17 protein-coding genes are annotated in these 18,018 nt (G+C 40.6%); 14 read left to right on the forward strand and 3 right to left on the reverse strand.

Annotation, left to right across the window (positions count from 1 at the left end):
• The first annotated feature begins 227 nt into the window (after positions 1 to 227).
• Positions 228 to 1,466 carry a bifunctional folylpolyglutamate synthase/dihydrofolate synthase gene (locus HMPREF2728_RS03380; RefSeq protein WP_075227031.1) on the forward strand — a complete coding sequence of 413 codons (1,239 nt, stop codon included), beginning with the start codon at positions 228 to 230 and terminating at the stop codon, positions 1,464 to 1,466.
• A gap of 95 nt (positions 1,467 to 1,561) precedes the next feature.
• On the forward strand, positions 1,562 to 1,999 hold the full coding sequence (locus HMPREF2728_RS03385) for an SP_0198 family lipoprotein (protein WP_075227032.1): 438 nt from the start codon (positions 1,562 to 1,564) through the stop codon (positions 1,997 to 1,999).
• Between the two features lie 129 nt (positions 2,000 to 2,128).
• Here the strand turns inward: HMPREF2728_RS03385 and HMPREF2728_RS03390 are convergent, their stop codons facing one another.
• Positions 2,129 to 2,941, reverse strand: coding sequence for a Cof-type HAD-IIB family hydrolase (locus HMPREF2728_RS03390; protein WP_049508958.1), 813 nt, complete (start codon positions 2,939 to 2,941; stop codon positions 2,129 to 2,131).
• A gap of 196 nt (positions 2,942 to 3,137) precedes the next feature.
• On the opposite strand from HMPREF2728_RS03390, the gene HMPREF2728_RS03395 reads away from it, so the two are divergent.
• The 7 genes from HMPREF2728_RS03395 (at position 3,138) to HMPREF2728_RS03425 (ending at position 9,713) form a co-directional block, all read left to right on the forward strand.
• Complete coding sequence (locus HMPREF2728_RS03395; protein WP_075227033.1) at positions 3,138 to 4,559, forward strand: NCS2 family permease; 1,422 nt, start codon at positions 3,138 to 3,140, stop codon at positions 4,557 to 4,559.
• Positions 4,560 to 4,645: 86 nt separating this feature from the next.
• Positions 4,646 to 5,089, forward strand: coding sequence for a tRNA (adenosine(37)-N6)-threonylcarbamoyltransferase complex ATPase subunit type 1 TsaE (gene tsaE, locus HMPREF2728_RS03400; protein ID WP_075227085.1), 444 nt, complete (start codon positions 4,646 to 4,648; stop codon positions 5,087 to 5,089).
• Positions 5,079 to 5,600 carry a GNAT family N-acetyltransferase gene (locus HMPREF2728_RS03405; RefSeq protein ID WP_075227034.1) on the forward strand — a complete coding sequence of 174 codons (522 nt, stop codon included), beginning with the start codon at positions 5,079 to 5,081 and terminating at the stop codon, positions 5,598 to 5,600. Before tsaE ends, HMPREF2728_RS03405 begins: the two co-directional genes overlap by 11 nt.
• A gap of 4 nt (positions 5,601 to 5,604) precedes the next feature.
• Entirely contained in the window at positions 5,605 to 6,642 is a 1,038-nt protein-coding gene (gene brpA, locus HMPREF2728_RS03410; RefSeq protein ID WP_049502894.1) for a glycopolymer--peptidoglycan transferase LytR, read from the forward strand.
• 79 nt (positions 6,643 to 6,721) lie between these two features.
• Positions 6,722 to 7,990 carry a competence/damage-inducible protein A gene (locus HMPREF2728_RS03415; protein ID WP_075227035.1) on the forward strand — a complete coding sequence of 423 codons (1,269 nt, stop codon included), beginning with the start codon at positions 6,722 to 6,724 and terminating at the stop codon, positions 7,988 to 7,990.
• Between the two features lie 41 nt (positions 7,991 to 8,031).
• Complete coding sequence (gene recA, locus HMPREF2728_RS03420; RefSeq protein WP_075227036.1) at positions 8,032 to 9,186, forward strand: recombinase RecA; 1,155 nt, start codon at positions 8,032 to 8,034, stop codon at positions 9,184 to 9,186.
• Between the two features lie 332 nt (positions 9,187 to 9,518).
• On the forward strand, positions 9,519 to 9,713 hold the full coding sequence (locus HMPREF2728_RS03425) for a PspC domain-containing protein (RefSeq protein WP_060955129.1): 195 nt from the start codon (positions 9,519 to 9,521) through the stop codon (positions 9,711 to 9,713).
• 353 nt (positions 9,714 to 10,066) lie between these two features.
• Here HMPREF2728_RS03425 and HMPREF2728_RS03430 read toward each other — a convergent pair whose 3' ends face one another.
• The gene (locus HMPREF2728_RS03430; protein WP_060955130.1) at positions 10,067 to 10,621 is read right to left on the reverse strand and encodes a GNAT family N-acetyltransferase; all 555 of its coding nucleotides are present in this window, start codon (positions 10,619 to 10,621) and stop codon (positions 10,067 to 10,069) included.
• A gap of 121 nt (positions 10,622 to 10,742) precedes the next feature.
• On the opposite strand from HMPREF2728_RS03430, the gene HMPREF2728_RS03435 reads away from it, so the two are divergent.
• Positions 10,743 to 12,113, forward strand: coding sequence for an MATE family efflux transporter (locus HMPREF2728_RS03435; RefSeq protein ID WP_075227037.1), 1,371 nt, complete (start codon positions 10,743 to 10,745; stop codon positions 12,111 to 12,113).
• Between the two features lie 96 nt (positions 12,114 to 12,209).
• Entirely contained in the window at positions 12,210 to 12,926 is a 717-nt protein-coding gene (locus HMPREF2728_RS03440) for a YebC/PmpR family DNA-binding transcriptional regulator (protein WP_006146163.1), read from the forward strand.
• Between the two features lie 222 nt (positions 12,927 to 13,148).
• On the opposite strand, the gene HMPREF2728_RS03445 is transcribed toward HMPREF2728_RS03440, so the two are convergent.
• Positions 13,149 to 13,823 (reverse strand): CD20-like domain-containing protein, encoded by a 675-nt coding sequence (locus tag HMPREF2728_RS03445; protein ID WP_075227038.1) that lies wholly within the window; start codon positions 13,821 to 13,823, stop codon positions 13,149 to 13,151.
• 207 nt (positions 13,824 to 14,030) lie between these two features.
• Between HMPREF2728_RS03445 and HMPREF2728_RS03450 the strand changes: the two genes are divergently transcribed.
• From HMPREF2728_RS03450 to HMPREF2728_RS03460, 3 genes are read left to right on the forward strand one after another with little or no spacing between them, the layout of a single operon-like run.
• Positions 14,031 to 14,492, forward strand: coding sequence for a MarR family winged helix-turn-helix transcriptional regulator (locus HMPREF2728_RS03450; RefSeq protein WP_075227039.1), 462 nt, complete (start codon positions 14,031 to 14,033; stop codon positions 14,490 to 14,492).
• On the forward strand, positions 14,476 to 16,245 hold the full coding sequence (locus HMPREF2728_RS03455; RefSeq protein WP_075227040.1) for an ABC transporter ATP-binding protein: 1,770 nt from the start codon (positions 14,476 to 14,478) through the stop codon (positions 16,243 to 16,245). The genes HMPREF2728_RS03450 and HMPREF2728_RS03455 overlap by 17 nt, the downstream gene beginning before the upstream one ends.
• Positions 16,235 to 17,995, forward strand: a complete 1,761-nt coding sequence (locus HMPREF2728_RS03460) for an ABC transporter ATP-binding protein (RefSeq protein WP_075227041.1) — start codon at positions 16,235 to 16,237, stop codon at positions 17,993 to 17,995. The genes HMPREF2728_RS03455 and HMPREF2728_RS03460 overlap by 11 nt, the downstream gene beginning before the upstream one ends.
• Positions 17,996 to 18,018: the final 23 nt, after the last annotated feature.

Below are 18,018 nucleotides of genomic sequence, written 5' to 3' on the forward strand. Positions count from 1 at the left end.
GACCGTAAGTAAGTCTGGGAGACTGTATCACCCCAACTCCCAGAAACTAGATAGAGTTGGAACATCCGGGGGATGTTTTTAGCCCTGCTTCTAGAAATAAGAAAAAGCAGGAACGTCCAGTGGACGTTTTTAGCCCGTATTGAAATAAAATATAGCTAAGTACTAGCTAATTCAATGAAAAGCGAAGAGAATCTTCGCTTTTTTGTTAAGGATTAAGGAGATTAAGCGTGTTTGAAGTAGAAAAATGGCTTCATAGTCGAATCGGTTTGAATTTCAGATCAGGTTTGGGGCGGATGCAGAGAGCGGTAGACTTGCTGGGGAACCCTGAGCAAGCCTATCCTATTATCCATGTGACAGGGACAAATGGAAAGGGTTCAACCATCGCCTTTATGAGAGAGCTCTTTCTTTCTCATGGTAAGAAGGTGGGGACCTTTACTTCGCCCCACATTGTTAGCATCCATGATCGGATTTGTATCAATGGTCAACCCATATCGGACGCAGACTTTATCCGTTTGGCAAATCAAGTTAAGGAAATGGAGCAAAGACTTCTAGAGACACATGATCAATTGTCTTTTTTTGAATTGTTAACAGTGATTGCTTTGCTTTATTTTAAAGAACAAGGGGTGGATCTAGTTCTATTAGAAGTTGGGATTGGTGGACTTCTTGATACCACTAATGTGGTGACTGGAGAGATTGCAGTTATTACATCAATCGGCCTAGATCACCAGGAGACCTTGGGCAATAGTCTGGAAGAAATCGCTGAACAGAAAGCAGGAATTTTTAAGCCAGAAAGAGTAGCAGTGATTGCAAACTTAGCTCCTGAAGCCCAGCTCGTTTGTCAAAAGATAGCAGAAGATTTAGATGTAACTCTCTACCAAGCTGACCGAGATTTTTCTTTCAAATCAGGAGATTTTTCTTCTTCTCTAGCGGATTTGACCCAATTAAAACTAGGATTGGAAGGAGCTTATCAAGAGGAAAATGCCGCCCTTGCTTTGCAGGCATTTCTGTTGTTTATGACAGGGAGAGGTGAAAAGGTCAATGAGAAAGCTGTCCGACGTGCTCTGAAAACAACCAGTTGGGCTGGGCGTCTAGAAGCTGTTACGGAGCACATTTATCTAGATGGTGCCCACAATTTACCGGCCTTGGAGCGGTTAGTTGAATTTATCCAGGAAAAAATTCAGCAAGGTTATCAACCTCAAATCCTTTTTGGAGCTTTAAAGCGTAAAGATTACAGTGGCATGCTTGGTTATCTGACCGATCATTTGCCTGATACAGCTCTCTATGTGACGAGTTTTGACTATCAGGGATCTTTGGAGGAGAAAGATTTGAGTGACTATCATAGAGTTGCTTCCTATCGAGACTTTATAGATGATTTTGAAAAGTCTGCAGGTGAGAAAGACTTACTGTTTGTTACAGGTTCCCTCTATTTTATATCTGAAGTTCGTGCCTACCTTATAAAAACATAGTTGCTTGATTGACCTTGTTTCCTTTATTTGATATAGTATAAGTAGAATAGTTCTGCAGTTTTTCTGCCTTTAGCTCCTGAAAGAAAGGAGACATTATGTCACTAAAAAAATTTACACTTTCTCTTGCTACTGTAGCAAGTCTTAGTCTTTTAGCTGCTTGTTCGTCAACAACGAAGCCGGCGCCGTCATCCCAAGCAAGCACTAGCTCTGAAGTGAGCACTAGTCAAGTATCAGAAACCAGTGCTTCTAGTTCTACTACTAGTGTAAAGACTGACGCAACTACTAATATAGATGGGACCTACAAGGGACAAGACGAGGGTGATAGCATTACTCTTGTAGTCACTGGAAATACCGGAACGTGGACAGAAGTTGAAGCGAACGGAGATAAAGAGGTGAAGAAGGTGACCTTCGAACCAGAAAATCAGAGAGTCTTTATTGGAGACGATATCAAGATTTATGTGGCAGAAGAGAACCAGATTATTATCGATGACATGGACCGTGAGGCTTCAGATCGTATCGTTTTAAAGAAATAGACATCATTTGTTGGGATTTGGATCTGTAAAAGACGGATTCAAATCCTTTTTTCATTAACTTTGAGCTCAAAAAAATTCCATACTCTTAAGATAGCTAATATCTACCCCAAAAGTATAGAATGAGTGAAATTAAAGAAATCGTTCCTGTAAAAAGTGAGCGACACCATCTTCTTCGTTGGTCAATGGTAATTGCTCGTCTGCGAAAGGTAACAGAGCAGGATTTGCGTTTTTCATAGCATAGCCTTTACTTGCGAAAGAAAGCATTTCTTGGTCATTGTGTTCGTCACCAAAGGCAATCAAATTCTGTTTGTCTATATTCATGACCTTGAGAAGATATTCGAGGGCAAAGGCCTTGTGAACTCCTTTGGGAGTACATTCGAGAATGTTCAAAGGGCCACCCCAAGTGTTAATATTGAGTTGGTGCTTGTAGAAGCTGTTCATCTCTTCAGCTAGTGCATATTTATCATCTGCCCTAGTTTGTAATAAAATACAGTTAGGCCCCTTGGTCACTAAATCAGACTGGAATTGGTTTTCAGGGCGAAAGTTTTCAACACCAAATAATTTAGGGTTGGCAATTTCTTTGTCTGGAGCCGTAATGTAAAACTTTTTACGGTATTCACCTGCTATAAAGTCTGCCTCAATCTCCTCTTTTCGTTTCACGATATCCAAAAGGTATTTTTTGTCCACAGTCAGACACTTTTCATGTTTCCAAGTCTTACCTGGCAGATGAGTGAGTGAACCGTTGAAGTTAATCATAGGGGTTTCAAGTTCAAGTTGATCATAAAAATCTTTGGCCATACGGTAAGGGCGACCAGTTGCGATAACAACTTGGTGGCCTTTTTTAGAGATTTTCTTAATCGTTTCAATAGTAAAATCAGAAAGTTTGCTTTCAGAGTTGAGCAAGGTTCCGTCCAAATCAACGGCAATCATTTTTTTAGTCATAAAATCCTCCCGAATCTAGTTTCAGATAAGATGTTTTCTATTATATCAGAAAGTGACTAGAAAAGCTGATAATAAGCGAAAATAGAGACAATAATATCTCATAAGAATTTTTAAAATTAGAAAAAACATCTTGAAAAGATGAATGATTGGTGATATAATGGTAGTATTGTTCGTAAAATGACAAAGGAGATTAAAAATGGACAAACTATTTAAACTAAAAGAGCACGGGACAGACGTCCGTACAGAGGTTCTTGCTGGTTTAACAACTTTCTTTGCAATGAGTTATATTCTCTTTGTAAACCCTCAAATGCTTTCACAAACAGGAATGCCTGTTCAAGGTGTGTTTTTGGCTACAATCATTGGTTCTGTTGTGGGGACTTTGATGATGGCCTTCTATGCTAACTTACCATACGCGCAAGCTCCAGGTATGGGACTCAATGCCTTCTTCACATTTACCGTCGTATTTGGGATGGGTTATAAATGGCAAGAAGCTCTTGGGATGGTCTTCATTTGTGGGATTATTTCATTGATTATTACATTGACCAATGTTCGTAAAATGATCATTGAGTCTATTCCTACAACTCTTCGTTCAGCGATTTCAGCTGGTATTGGGGTTTTCCTTGCTTATGTTGGGATTAAGAATGCTGGTCTCTTGAAATTCTCGATTGACCCAGGTACCTATACAGTAGCAGGTGAAGGAGCAGATAAGGCTCAAGCAGCACTTACTGCAAACTCAGCAGCTGTTCCAGGATTGGTAGACTTCAACACTCCAGCTGTCTTGGTAGCTCTTGCAGGTCTTGCCATTACTATCTTCTTCGTTGTTAAGGGGATCAAAGGCGGTATCATCCTTTCTATTTTGACAACGACAGTTCTTGCGATTGCTGTTGGTCTTGTTGATTTGTCTAACATTGACTTTGCAAGCAACAATCTTTCATCAGCGATTAACGATTTGGGAACTTTGTTCGGTGCAGGTCTTGGATCAGAAGGTTTGGGATCTTTGGTTTCAAATACTTCTCGTTTACCAGAAACTTTGATGGCTATTCTTGCCTTCTCATTGACTGATATTTTTGATACAATCGGTACTCTTATCGGTACAGGTGAAAAAGTTGGTATCGTTGCAACAAACGGTGAAAACCATGAGTCAGATAAATTGGATAAGGCTCTTTACTCTGACTTGGTAGCGACTTCAGTTGGTGCCATTGCTGGTACTTCAAACGTTACAACTTATATCGAATCAGCAGCAGGTATCGGTGCTGGTGGACGTACTGGTTTGACAGCATTAGTAGTTGCTATCTGTTTTGCCTTATCTAGCTTCTTTAGCCCACTTCTTGCTATTGTACCTTCAGCAGCGACAGCACCAATTTTGATTATTGTCGGAATCATGATGCTCTCTAACTTGAAAAACATTCCTTGGGATGATATGGCTGAAGCTGTTCCAGCTTTCTTCACATCTATCTTTATGGGATTCAGCTACTCAATTACACAAGGGATTGCCGTTGGTTTCTTAACTTATACTTTGACGAAGGTTGTCAAAGGTCAAGTGAAAGATGTGCATGTCATGATTTGGATTTTGGATGCCTTGTTTATCTTGAACTACATCAGTATGGCTCTTAACTAATGACAAAAACTAAAAAAAGAGGGGAGTCTCCCCTTTTTTTGTTGATGGAAATATCACAAAATAAAACTTTTTGGTATAATAAGTACATGTACACAAAAAATGAAGATGAGTTGATTGCACTTGGGGAAAAGCTAGGGCACTTGTTAGAAAAAAATGATGTATTGATTTTGACTGGTGAGTTAGGTGCTGGGAAAACAACACTAACAAAGGGTCTGGCTAAAGGATTGGACATTCATCAAATGATTAAGAGTCCTACTTATACCATTGTTCGAGAATATGAAGGACGTCTACCTCTGTATCACTTAGATGTTTATCGTATCGAAGGGGATGCAGATTCTATCGATTTGGACGAATTTCTTTTTGGTTCAGGTGTAACGGTTATTGAGTGGGGACATCTATTGGGTGAGGATCTCCCTTCAGATTATCTGGAGTTAGAAATCCTAAAAAAAGATGAGGGGCGAGAATTGCTCTTTCATGCTCATGGTCAAAGGGCAACAGAACTTTTGAAAGGATTGACGGATGGAGTATGATCTTTTAATCCGTGAAGCGGAAACCCAGGATGCTTCAGAAGTCATTGCTCTCTTAGATCAGATTGGTCAAGAGTCTAATTTTACCAGTCTGGATGAAAATGGGATTGCAATGACTGAGTCTGAGATGCAACATTTTTTGGACAAGCAGGCCAAGTCGTATAATCAAATTACCCTACTCGCTTTTTTGAATGATGAGTTAGTAGGAATCATCAATACAACAGCTGATCAACGTCCGCGAGTCCGTCATATTGGAGATGTCTTTTTAGGAATAAAAAAAGCTTACTGGGGAAATGGTCTCGGTAGTATCTTGATGGAAGAAACTATTGAATGGGCCAAATCAAGTGGTAGTATTCGACGGTTACAATTGACAGTTCAAAAAAGAAATCTTGCTGCGGTGCATCTGTATGAAAAAATGGGTTTTATCATAGAAGGATTACAGGAACGTGGCGCTTGTATAGAAGGAGGAGAGTTTCTAGATGTTTACCTGATGGGTCAACTGATAGATGAATAAAAGTATGGCAAAAAAGATAATCGGAATGTTTTTAGGCTTTGTTCTTGTGACAGTACTTGGTGTGGGAGCTTATGCCTATACGATCTACCAACAGAGTACACAGACTTTGGCTAAAACCTATAAAAAAATCGGTGAAGAAACCAAGGTCATTGAAGCGACCGAACCTCTGACGATTTTGCTTATGGGCGTGGACACAGGGAATGTTGAACGTACAGATCCATGGGCGGGTAATAGTGATTCGATGATTTTGGTCACAGTGAATCCTAAAACTAAGAAGACAGTCATGATGAGTTTGGAGCGTGATATTCTCACACAAATCCAGCAACCAGATGGTAGTGTAATAGAGGCTAAACTCAATGCCGCCTATGCCAATGGTGGAGCAGAGTTATCTATTTCAACGATTCAAAAAATGATGAATATCCATATCGACCGCTATGTGATGGTCAATATGCATGGACTTCAAAGAATGGTTGATGCTGTGGGTGGTATTACAGTGAACAATACTCTAGGTTTCCCAATCTCTATCCAAGATCAGGAACCATTTAATACGATTTCTATCGGTGTTGGCGAACAGAAGCTAAATGGTGAAGAAGCCCTTGTTTATTCACGTATGCGTTATCAGGATCCAGAAGGAGACTATGGTCGTCAAAAACGTCAGCGTGAAGTGATTCAAAAAGTTGTCGAGAAGATTCTTAGTTTGAATAGTGTGAGTCACTATCAAGAGATTCTGAAGGCTCTTAGCGATAATATGCAGACAAATATCGAAATTACAACGACAACGATTCCTCAGTTGATGGGTTATCAAGATTCATTTAAAAATATTGAGTCTCAACAATTGCGTGGAGAGGATGCAATGCTTCAAGGGACATCTTACCAAATCGTGACATCTGAGCATATGTTAGAGATGCAAAATCTTTTACGCCGTTCGCTCGGGCAACCAGAGGTTACGAATTTGGAGACTAATGTAGTCTTGTATGAGAATCTTTATGGTCAGGGTCAGTTGCCTCAATCTACTAGTGTTGCAGTAGAAGAATTAGAATAATAGGAAACTATTCATCAAATCGTAGGAATTATCCTGCGATTTTTTCAAAGAAATCCGAATAGGTAAGTAGGAGGAAAAAATGAAAGCAGAAATTATAGCTGTTGGAACAGAGATTTTGACAGGTCAGATTGTCAATACAAATGCGCAATTCTTGTCTGAAAAGTTGGCTGAAATCGGTGTAGATGTCTATTTTCAGACGGCCGTAGGAGATAATGAGGCTCGTCTCTTATCCTTGTTAGAAATTGCTCAGAATCGCAGTAGTCTAGTTATTTTAACAGGTGGCTTGGGGCCAACGGAAGATGATTTGACCAAGCAAACTTTAGCCCAATTTTTAGGACGTGACTTGACTTTTGATCCTCAGGCTCAGGCTAAGCTGGATGACTTTTTTGCTCACCGACCAGACTATGCTCGAACTCCAAATAATGAACGCCAGGCTCAAATCGTTCAAGGTTCAACTCCATTACCAAACGAAACAGGGCTAGCAGTAGGTGGCATGATTGAAGTGGCTGGGGTAACCTACGTCGTTCTACCAGGACCTCCAAGTGAATTGAAACCTATGGTCTTAAATGAGCTGCTTCCGAGATTGACAACGGGCTCTAAACTCTATTCACGTGTGCTGCGTTTCTTTGGGATTGGCGAGAGCCAGTTAGTAACCATTCTATCAGATTTAATTGACCAGCAGACAGATCCAACCTTAGCACCTTATGCTAAAACTGGGGAAGTGACCCTTCGCTTATCGACCAAGGCTAAGAGTCAAGAAGAAGCGGATCGTGTTCTAGATGCTCTAGAACAAAAAATCCTTGAAAGAGAAACCTTTGAGGGTGTTTCACTTCGAGAAATTTGCTATGGCTATGGGGAAGAAACCAGCTTGGCTAGCCTGGTAGTAGAAGAGTTGAAAAAGCAAAAGAAAACCATCACTGCAGCAGAAAGCTTGACTGCAGGTCTTTTTCAAGCTACTTTGGCAGATTTTTCAGGTGTATCTGCTATTTTTAAAGGTGGTTTTGTGACTTATAGCCTTGAAGAAAAAGCAAAAATGCTTGATATTCCACAGGCTGAATTGGAAAAATATGGAGTTGTATCGGCTTTTACTGCTGAAAAAATGGCTGAACAGGCGCGCATCAAAACCCAGTCAGATTTTGGAATTAGTTTGACAGGAGTGGCTGGACCAGACAGCCTAGAAGGACATCCAGCAGGTACAGTCTTTATCGCTTTGGCACAAGCTTCGGGTACAGAAGTTATCCAGGCAAATATCGCAGGTAGAAGTAGAGCAGATGTGCGAGAAATTGCAGTCCTACATGCCTTTAACCTAGTTCGCAAAGCTTTATTAAGTGCTGGAGATTTGTTATAATAGAAGAAGGTCTTAGGACTATTAGAATATAGGAGAACAAAATGGCGAAAAAACCAACAAAAAAATTAGACGAAATTGGCAAAAAATTTGGTGCTGATCGTGAAAAAGCTTTGAATGATGCCCTTAAATTAATTGAAAAAGACTTTGGTAAGGGATCAATCATGCGCTTGGGTGAACGTGCAGAGCAAAAAGTCCAAGTGATGAGTTCAGGATCTTTGGCTCTGGATATTGCTCTTGGATCAGGTGGTTATCCAAAGGGACGTATCGTTGAAATCTACGGACCAGAGTCATCAGGTAAGACAACAGTAGCCCTTCATGCGGTAGCGCAAGCCCAAAAAGAAGGCGGAATTGCTGCCTTTATCGATGCAGAGCACGCTCTTGATCCTGCCTATGCAGCAGCGCTTGGAGTTAATATCGATGAATTGCTCTTGTCACAACCAGACTCAGGGGAGCAAGGTCTTGAAATTGCTGGGAAATTGATCGATTCAGGTGCGGTTGACCTTGTGGTTATTGACTCAGTTGCAGCTCTTGTACCTCGTGCGGAAATCGATGGTGATATCGGAGATAGCCACGTTGGTCTTCAAGCTCGTATGATGAGCCAGGCTATGCGTAAACTCGGTGCTTCTATCAACAAGACAAAGACAATTGCTATCTTCATCAACCAATTGCGTGAAAAAGTAGGGGTTATGTTTGGTAATCCAGAAACAACTCCTGGTGGACGCGCCCTTAAATTCTACGCTTCTGTCCGTTTGGATGTTCGTGGAAGCACACAAATCAAGGGAACTGGTGACCAAAAAGATACTAGCGTAGGTAAGGAGACCAAGATTAAGGTTGTTAAAAACAAGGTGGCTCCACCATTTAAAGAAGCCTTTGTTGAAATCATGTATGGTGAAGGAATTTCAAGAACTGGTGAGCTTTTGAAGATTGCAAGTGATCTTGACATCATCAAGAAAGCAGGAGCATGGTACTCTTATAAAGACGAAAAGATCGGTCAAGGTTCTGAAAATGCTAAGAAATACTTGGCAGATCACCCAGAAATCTTTGACGAGATTGACCACCAAGTTCGTGTCAAGTTTGGCTTGATTGAAGATGATGCAGTGGCCGATGAAAAAGTTGCACCTGTGGAATCAGAAGTAGCTAATCAAGAAGTGACTCTTGACCTTGGCGATGATCTTGAAATCGAAATTGAAGATTAAAAAGTAAAAGTGGTGGAGGAATCCCCACTTTTTCTGTTATCGTGGACTAATACTCAATGAAAATCAAAGAGCAAACTAGGAAAAGCCGCAGGCTGCTCAAAACACTGTTTTGAGGTTGTGGATGAAACTGACGAAGTCAGTAACCATATATACGACAAGGCGAAGCTGACGTGGTTTGAATTTGATTTTCGAAGAGTATAAAGAACTGAAACAATGAGAGTATATAGTTTGCTAAAACTAGCATCTTCTGATAAAAAGTAGAAAGACTATTGAAAAAGATTTGATTTGATGACAAAATAAATCAAAAGAAAAATTAGTATAAGGAGATTATTATGGAAAAACGTTTAGTTCGTAATGTTCAAGATAAAAAAATTGCTGGTGTTTGTGCAGGTCTTGCTGACTACTTAGATATGGACCAAACATTGGTTCGTGCACTTTGGATCCTCTTCACTTTGTTAGGTGGTTCAGGAGTGCTCGCTTATATCATTCTATGGGTTATTATGCCTGAAGCAGGAACAGAAGCGTAAACTTAGTGCATCTTTATGAGACAAATCATGATAAGAGAGTGGGACAGAAATCGGTAATTCGTTAGAATTCGATTTCGTCGTCCCACCTCCGCACAGTTGAGTAGGGCTGTAAAAGCTGATGAAATCAGCGTAGTAGAGCCCACTCAACCACTGCGTCTTGCTCGACAATCCAAAGACAAATAAGAGGCTGGGACAAAAGTCCTAGCCTCTTATTTGTGATATGCGGTGATAATTTTTTCCAAGTTTTCATCTTATTTCGGAATCACAAAAAATCACCTGTAGTGCAGGTGATTGTATATTGGTTACAGAGAAAATTACAAATCTTTAATGGAGACTCAAGGTTGCCATCCAGACTAGTGTTCACTAAAGCGACGGTACTCGATGTGGAAGTCAAAATAATTTTCTTCTTGTAATTTTTGAAAGATATCACGGTAGGCTTCTTCATCAAAATGGTCACCACGATATAGAATCTCAAAACTAAGACCTTCGTACTCCAAAAAAGCATTGGCTGTTTTGAAGCCGTTTTGTTTATAGAATTCCATGCGAGCTTTTCGCTGTTCGAGGTTATCGCAGTCTTCGTCCAAACGCTCCACTTCAAGAATCATGGTGCGCTGGTAAAAATCAATGAGTTTGTCAATAATTTCTCTCCCGTAGCCATGACTGCGGAGATGGGGCATAATGGCAAAAAAGCTGATGTAGAATGCTTTTTGATTGGCAATAGCAAAAGCGAAGCCAACAAATTCTTCCTCGTTATAAAAAGCGAAAAAGTGAGCGTCATCCCTATCTTGGTAACGTAAAAATTCTTCCAAAGGGACCCTTTCTTCTTCAGGAAAAGCTTCCTTGTTTAATTGGTCAACTTTTTCAAGATCTGGGAATACATCTGTAATTAACTGGCTGGTTAAGGTCATACCTAACCTCCTTTTCTGTCACGATTATACCAAATTGTTAGTTTCTAGGCAACCGCTTTCTTGGGAGTTAGAGGCTAAGTCTGACCTTGTTCCTCTTCTAGAAAGCTGATATAATAGCCTTATGAATAAAAAATCAACGGTGGACTTGATTCATGGTCCTATCCTTCCTTCACTGATTAGTTTTGCTTTACCAATTTTACTATCCAATATCTTTCAGCAACTATACAATACAGCTGATATTTTGATTGTGGGGCGTTTTTTGGGACAAGATTCCTTGGCGGCAGTCGGAGCTACGACAGCCATTTTTGATTTAATTATCGGTTTTGCCCTCGGAGTTGGAAATGGGATGGGAGTTGTTATCGCTCGTCTTTACGGTGCTCGTAATTTCGCTAAGATTAAGGAAGCTGTCGCGGCGACTTGGATTTTGGGTGCCATCCTGAGTGGTCTTGTCATGCTGATGGGATTCTTTGGTCTTTATCCACTTTTGCAGTACCTAGAAACACCTGCAGAAATTCTCCCCCAATCTTATGAATATATTTCCATGATTGTTAGCTGTGTGGGAGTTAGCTTTGCTTACAATCTCTTTGCAGGATTATTACGCTCGATTGGAGATAGCCTTGCGGCTCTTGCTTTTTTAATTTTCTCAGCTATTGTTAATGTGATTCTGGATTTGTATTTTATTACACAACTTCAGTTGGGAGTTCAGTCTGCGGGTCTTGCAACCATTATCTCGCAAGGTTTGTCAGCAATCCTCTGTTATTTCTATATTCGCAAGAGTGTTCCAGAGCTTCTTCCAGGTCTCAAACATTTCAAATGGAATAAGGCTCTCTATGTTGACCTTTTGGAGCAAGGGTTAGCTATGGGCTTGATGGGTTCAATCGTCTCTATCGGAAGCGTCATTTTGCAATCCTCTGTCAATAGTTTTGGAGCAGTTATTATCAGCGCCCAAACGGCAGCTCGCAGAATCATGGCCTTTGCCTTATTGCCGATGACAGCTATTTCAGCTTCCATGACAACTTTTATCTCTCAAAATTTTGGGGCAAAACGTCCCGAACGTATCGTCCAAGGACTTCGTATAGGGAGTTATTTGAGTATGTCTTGGGCAACCTTTGCCTGTGTGTTCCTATTTTTTGCAAGTCCTAGCCTAGTTTCTTTCTTAGCGAGTTCAACAGATGGTTACTTGATTGAAAATGGGACCTTGTACCTACGTATTAGTTCTGTTTTCTATCCATTTTTGAGTCTTTTATTGATTTATAGAAATAGTTTGCAGGGCCTCGGTCAAAAACTCTTGCCCCTCGTATCTAGCTTTATCGAGTTGTTTGGGAAAATTATTTTCGTGGCTTGGATCATCCCTTGGACAGGCTACACAGGTGTTATCCTATGTGAACCGCTACTCTGGCTTGTGATGACTGTTCAACTTTACTTCTCCCTCTCCCAACATCCTTGGATAAAAGAAGGTAAGAAAATCGTGGCAGTCGGTGGAAAATCTTAGCCTGGTTTACAAAAGAAAATCCATTTCCTCTAGTGAAAATCAGCTAGACTTGTGTTATAATAAGAAAGATTAAAATGTGAAAAAAGGAGATTCCTAATGGGACGTAAATGGGCCAATATCGTAGCCAAGAAAACGGCTAAAGATGGAGCTAACTCTAAAGTATATGCAAAATTTGGTGTAGAAATCTATGTAGCAGCTAAAAAAGGTGAACCAGATCCAGAATTAAACACTGCTTTGAAATTCGTTATCGATCGTGCTAAACAAGCGCAAGTGCCAAAACACGTTATTGATAAGGCTATCGATAAAGCGAAAGGAAATACAGACGAAACCTTTACAGAAGGACGTTACGAAGGATTTGGGCCAAATGGTTCAATGTTGATCGTTGATACCTTGACTTCAAACGTTAACCGTACAGCTGCCAATGTCCGTGCTGCTTTTGGTAAAAACGGTGGAAACATGGGAGCTTCAGGTTCTGTATCTTACCTATTTGACAACAAAGGTGTTATCGTCTTTGCAGGTGATGATGCTGATGCCATCTTTGAGCTTTTGCTTGAAGCAGATGTCGATGTAGACGATGTAGAAGCAGAAGAAGGAACAATCACTGTCTACACAGCTCCAACTGACCTTCACAAGGCTATCGTTGCTTTGCGTGAATCTGGTATCGAAGAATTCCAAGTAACAGAACTTGAGATGATTCCTCAATCAGAAGTTGAGTTGTCAGGTGAAGATTTAGAAACATTCGAAAAACTATACAGCGTACTTGAAGACGACGAAGATGTCCAAAAAATCTATACAAACGTAGATGGATTCTAAGAATAAAAATAACCCCTTTGAAAATTCAGTGTTTTCAAGGGGTTTGTTTATCTTGTGATGACAAAAGGGGCAAGAAAGAGATAAAAATCTCTTTTGCCCAAAACGTTATTAGTTATCTATAATCGTCCATAATCCAATGGGTTGTGGAAATATCGTGGTGCTGGGATTTAGAAATCGAGACTTGGTCTACCGATTGCTATTCCCAGCACCTTTTTAGTTATGTTAAATTTTCACTCCAGAATCAGATTGTTCTTTGCGATCTAGTCCGATGGCGAATTTACGGATCAGAAGAAACTGGCCATTTTCTTGTTTTACGAAGGTGAGCACAACTGTCTTAGGATCTGAACTGATGGAGAGATAGGTGATTCTTTTTATTTCATAGTCTCCCATAATTGAATCTGTTTCTGAATCTGGGATTCCGTGTTTCCTGATAATATCTTTGTAGTTGCTGCCTCCCTTCCCGCTATCAGAAGTGTCCCCTTCTACCAAGGCATCGAACTGTTCCTGACTCCAAGTGAAGAATTCGGTATCCTCTTCGTCATCTTCCTCAGCAGTACTACTATCAGGAAGTTCATCATACTCCCCAGCATTAGTTGAAAAAGTGCTGTTTCTATAGGGGTGACTAAAGGTTCTGGCAAAGTCAGTAAAGATATTAGTAGATAGAACTTGAGTTATCAAAACAATGACAATGGAAATAACACCTAAGGTTGTTCCAATAATGGCCAATGTTTTACGGTTTCTAAGATTGAGGACAATGCCAAAAATTCCTAAAATCAAAGAGGCTATGGCAAGGAAAAATGATAGGATGTTTACAATAGGTATCCAAGAACCAAGAAGTGCCAGGGTTCCAAAGATGATGGCAAGGATTCCTAAGATTTTCTGTTCTTTTTGCTTCATTTGTGAATTACTCATTTCTAGTAAACTGGATTTGTGTTCGTGTGAGATAGTGTTTATTATAGATAAAATAAGAGCTGATGTCAATTTATACCGAGATAGTTCTCATAGAAACTTTTTTCTTGACATCTTTTCTGAAAATGATAAAATAGTTCTCATGGAAACTTAATTGTTCTCAAGAGAACTATTTTTATTTAGAAGGGAGATAGCATGGATAAACCGATGTTGGTTTTTAAACGTTTTGGTCACCAGTTACATCTGATGGTACAAAAGGAAGCCAAGCGTTGTGGTATTGAATTTATGGGTGGTCCGCAAGGGCAGGTCATTCGTTTTTTAGATCGTCGTGAGCATGAACAAGAATTAACACTCATCAAGGATATTGAACAAGAATTCAATATTACCAAGTCAGTTGCTAGTAATTTGGTCAAGCGTATGGTGCAAAATGGTTTGGTAGAGTTGGAGGTGAGTCCAAGTGATAAACGGGCGAAATTTGTTCACTTGACCGAAAAATCACGCTCTCAGATGAAACAGATCAAATCATTCTTTGATCGAATGAATCGTAGTTTACTTGATGGTATTTCTGAAGAGAATCTCGCTATTTTTGAAGAAGTCATGGGCCAACTACAAGCAAATGTAGAAAAAATAGGGGGTAAGAATGAAGAAACTCGCTAAGCGTATCACAGGAAAAGAGTGGGGCATGATTCTAATAACTGTTCTCTTTACCTGTTGTTCGGTCTATCTAGAGTTAGAAGTACCGACTTACGTTTCAAAAATAACAGAATTACTCGGAACGCCAGGTACGGAGTTGGGAGACCTTTGGTCGCCAGCAACTAAGATGATGGGTTTGTCATTCTTAGCCTTCCTATCATCTGTAACAGTTGGATTTTTTGCCGCTCGAGTTGCAGCATCCTATACGGCTCATCTACGAAGCGATATTTTTAATCGTGTTTTGGATTACTCCCAGACAGAAATTAAACGTTTTTCAATTCCCAGTCTATTGACTCGGACGACTAATGATATCACGCAGATTCAGATGCTCTTTACCATGGGACTCCAAGTGGTCACTCGTGGTCCTATCATGGCTATTTGGGCCATTGGTAAAATCCTTGGCAAGTCTGAATACTGGATTTGGGCAGTAGTGGTGGCAGTCATTGTCAATGTTCTGATGACAACTGTCTTGATGACTTTGGCCTTTCCTAAACAATCTGTCATCCAAAAATTGACAGATAAACTCAATAGTATCACCCGTGAAAGTTTGACTGGGATTCGGGTTGTTCGTGCTTACAATGCTGAGGAATATCAAGATAAGAAATTCGAAGAAGCCAATGATGAAGTCACACGACTCAATCTCTTTGTCAGTCGCTTAATGGCCATTATGAACCCAATTATGCAGGCAATTTCCAGTGGTTTGATCTTGGCTATTTATTGGATTGGGGCCTATCTCATCAACGATGCTAGTTTGACAGAGCGTCTACCACTATTTAGTGATATGGTGGTCTTTATGTCCTATGCCATGCAAGTCGTAATGGGCTTCTTGCTCATGGGTGCTCTCTTTATCGTCCTTCCTCGTACCTTGGTTTCTGCAGGACGTATCAATCAAGTGCTAGACCTTCATTCCTCTATTGAAAATCCTAGTCACCCACAGATAGCAAACTCTTCTGTAAAAGGTCAAGTGGAATACCGCGACGTAACCTTCCGCTACTCTAAAAACTCAGAAGCAGTAGTGGAACATGTCAGCTTCAAGGCAGAAGCAGGGCAAACCATTGCCTTTATCGGTTCAACTGGTTCTGGTAAATCTACTCTAGTTAACCTCTTACCCCGTTTTTATGATGTGTCAGAGGGAGAAATTCTAGTAGACGGCGTCAATGTTCAGAATTATGACTTAGAAGATTTGCGTAATAAAGTCGGCTATATCCCACAAAAAGCTGTGCTCTTTTCTGGAGATGTTAAGGGCAATCTCGACTTTGGTAAGAGTCAAGAAACGCCACTAAGTGAGACGGCCATGTGGCAAGCTCTGGAATTGGCTCAATCTAAAAACTTTATAGAAGATAAGGAAGCGGGTATAGCTTCAGAAGTAGCTCAAGGCGGGACCAATTTCTCAGGTGGACAGAGACAACGTCTGGCCATTGCACGTGCCTTGGCTCGTAAACCAGAGATTCTCATTTTTGATGATTCATTCTCAGCCTTGGACTACAAGACAGATCGTATCTTGCGTCAAGTATTAGCTGAAAAAACACAATCCATGACCAAGTTAATCGTTGCTCAACGCATTTCAACCATTATGGATGCAGACCTTATCTTAGTATTGGATCAAGGTAAAGTCGTGGGACAAGGCACCCACAAGGAACTTCTTGCAAGCAATGAAGTTTACCAAGAAATTGCCTATTCACAACTATCGAAGGAGGAATTGGAACATGGAAAATAAGAAAATGTCCTTATGGAAACAGTGTAGACCTTTTCTAGCAGGTCTCCAACTTCCCCTACTAATCGCAGTTGTGGTGGCTATATGTTCAAGTATTATCACGGTTTATGGACCGACTAAGATCAAAGAAATTACCAATTTGATTTCAGATGGGTTAATGACAGAGATTGACCTAGAGGCTGTCTCAAGTATTGCTAGCTTTTTGGTTATCCTCTATGTGCTTGGGATTATCCTGAACTATACGCAAGCTTACATTTTTTCAACTAGTATCCAACATTTCTCAAAACGTTTGCGGACAGCTATTGCTGAGAAAATCAATCGCTTGCCACTTGCTTATTTTGACCGTCATTCTCAAGGGGACACCCTTTCTCGTGTGACTAATGACGTTGATACAGCAGCTCAGTCTCTTAACCAAAGCCTTGGGACAGTTCTTTCAGCTGGCTTTTTACTGATTGCTGTTTTGATTACTATGTTTGGTATGAACTGGATTTTGGCATTGGTAACAGTTGTTTCAACCTTTGTTGGTTTTGCGGCTGTTTCAGTCATTATGGCCAAGTCACAAGGTTATTTTAAAGCCCAACAAAACAACCTAGCAGCTGTCAATGGTTATGTGGAAGAAATGTACTCTGGCCACAATGTGGTGACCAGCTATAACGCTGTGGACACCACTAAAGAAACATTCGCAGGATTGAATCAAGACCTACATGATAGTATTTGGAAATCTCAATTTATTTCTGGAATCATGATGCCAGCAATGATCTTTGTTGGGAACTTTAGCTATGTTTTGGTGATCATCGTCGGTGCAGTCCTAGCTCTTGAAGGCCATATCAGTATTGGGATTATCGTAGCTTTTATGGTTTATGTTCGTACCTTCTCACAACCCTTATCACAGATTGCCCAAGGGATTACCAGCTTGCAACAAGCTAGTGCAGCTATGACCCGTGTCTTTGAGTTTCTAGGAGAAGCTGAGATGGAAGACGAGTCTCATAAGGAAAGACAATTAACCGACATGAAGGGTCAAGTGGTCTTTGACAGAGTTGCCTTTGGCTATACTCCTGAAAAAACGATCATTCACGACTTTTCAGCGACAGCTCATGCAGGTCAAAAGGTTGCTATTGTTGGACCAACTGGAGCTGGGAAGACGACTATTGTCAACCTCTTGATGAAGTTCTATGAGATTGATAAGGGAAGTATTTGCATCGATGGTGTGGATACCAAGGCTATGAAGCGCTCAGAAGTGCATGATGCCTTTTCAATGGTCCTGCAGGATACATGGCTCTTTGAAGGAACCATTCGTGATAATCTTATCTACAATCAAACTGGTATTAGTGATGAGCGCGTGATTGAAGCTGCCAAAGCAGTAGGAATCCACCACTTTATCACAACCCTACCAGATGGATACGATACTGTTTTAGATGATACAGTGACCTTGTCAGTCGGACAGAAACAGCTCTTAACCATTGCTCGTGCCCTACTCAAAGATTCTCCACTCTTGATTCTGGATGAAGCGACATCTTCAGTCGACACACGTACAGAGGAGTTGATTCAAAAGGCTATGGACCGTTTGATGGAGGGACGCACATCCTTTGTCATCGCCCACCGCTTGTCAACGATCCGCAATGCTGACTTGATTCTGGTCATGAAGGACGGAAACATCATCGAGCAAGGCAATCATGAAGAGCTTATGGCTCAGGGTGGTTTCTATGCTGACCTCTACAATAGTCAATTTACAGAAGACGAAGCAGAAGAATAATAAACCCAAAGAAGGCTTGACGG

This window comes from Streptococcus sp. HMSC061D10, from assembly GCF_001808865.1.
In the GTDB taxonomy this organism is placed as follows: Bacteria; Bacillota; Bacilli; order Lactobacillales; family Streptococcaceae; genus Streptococcus.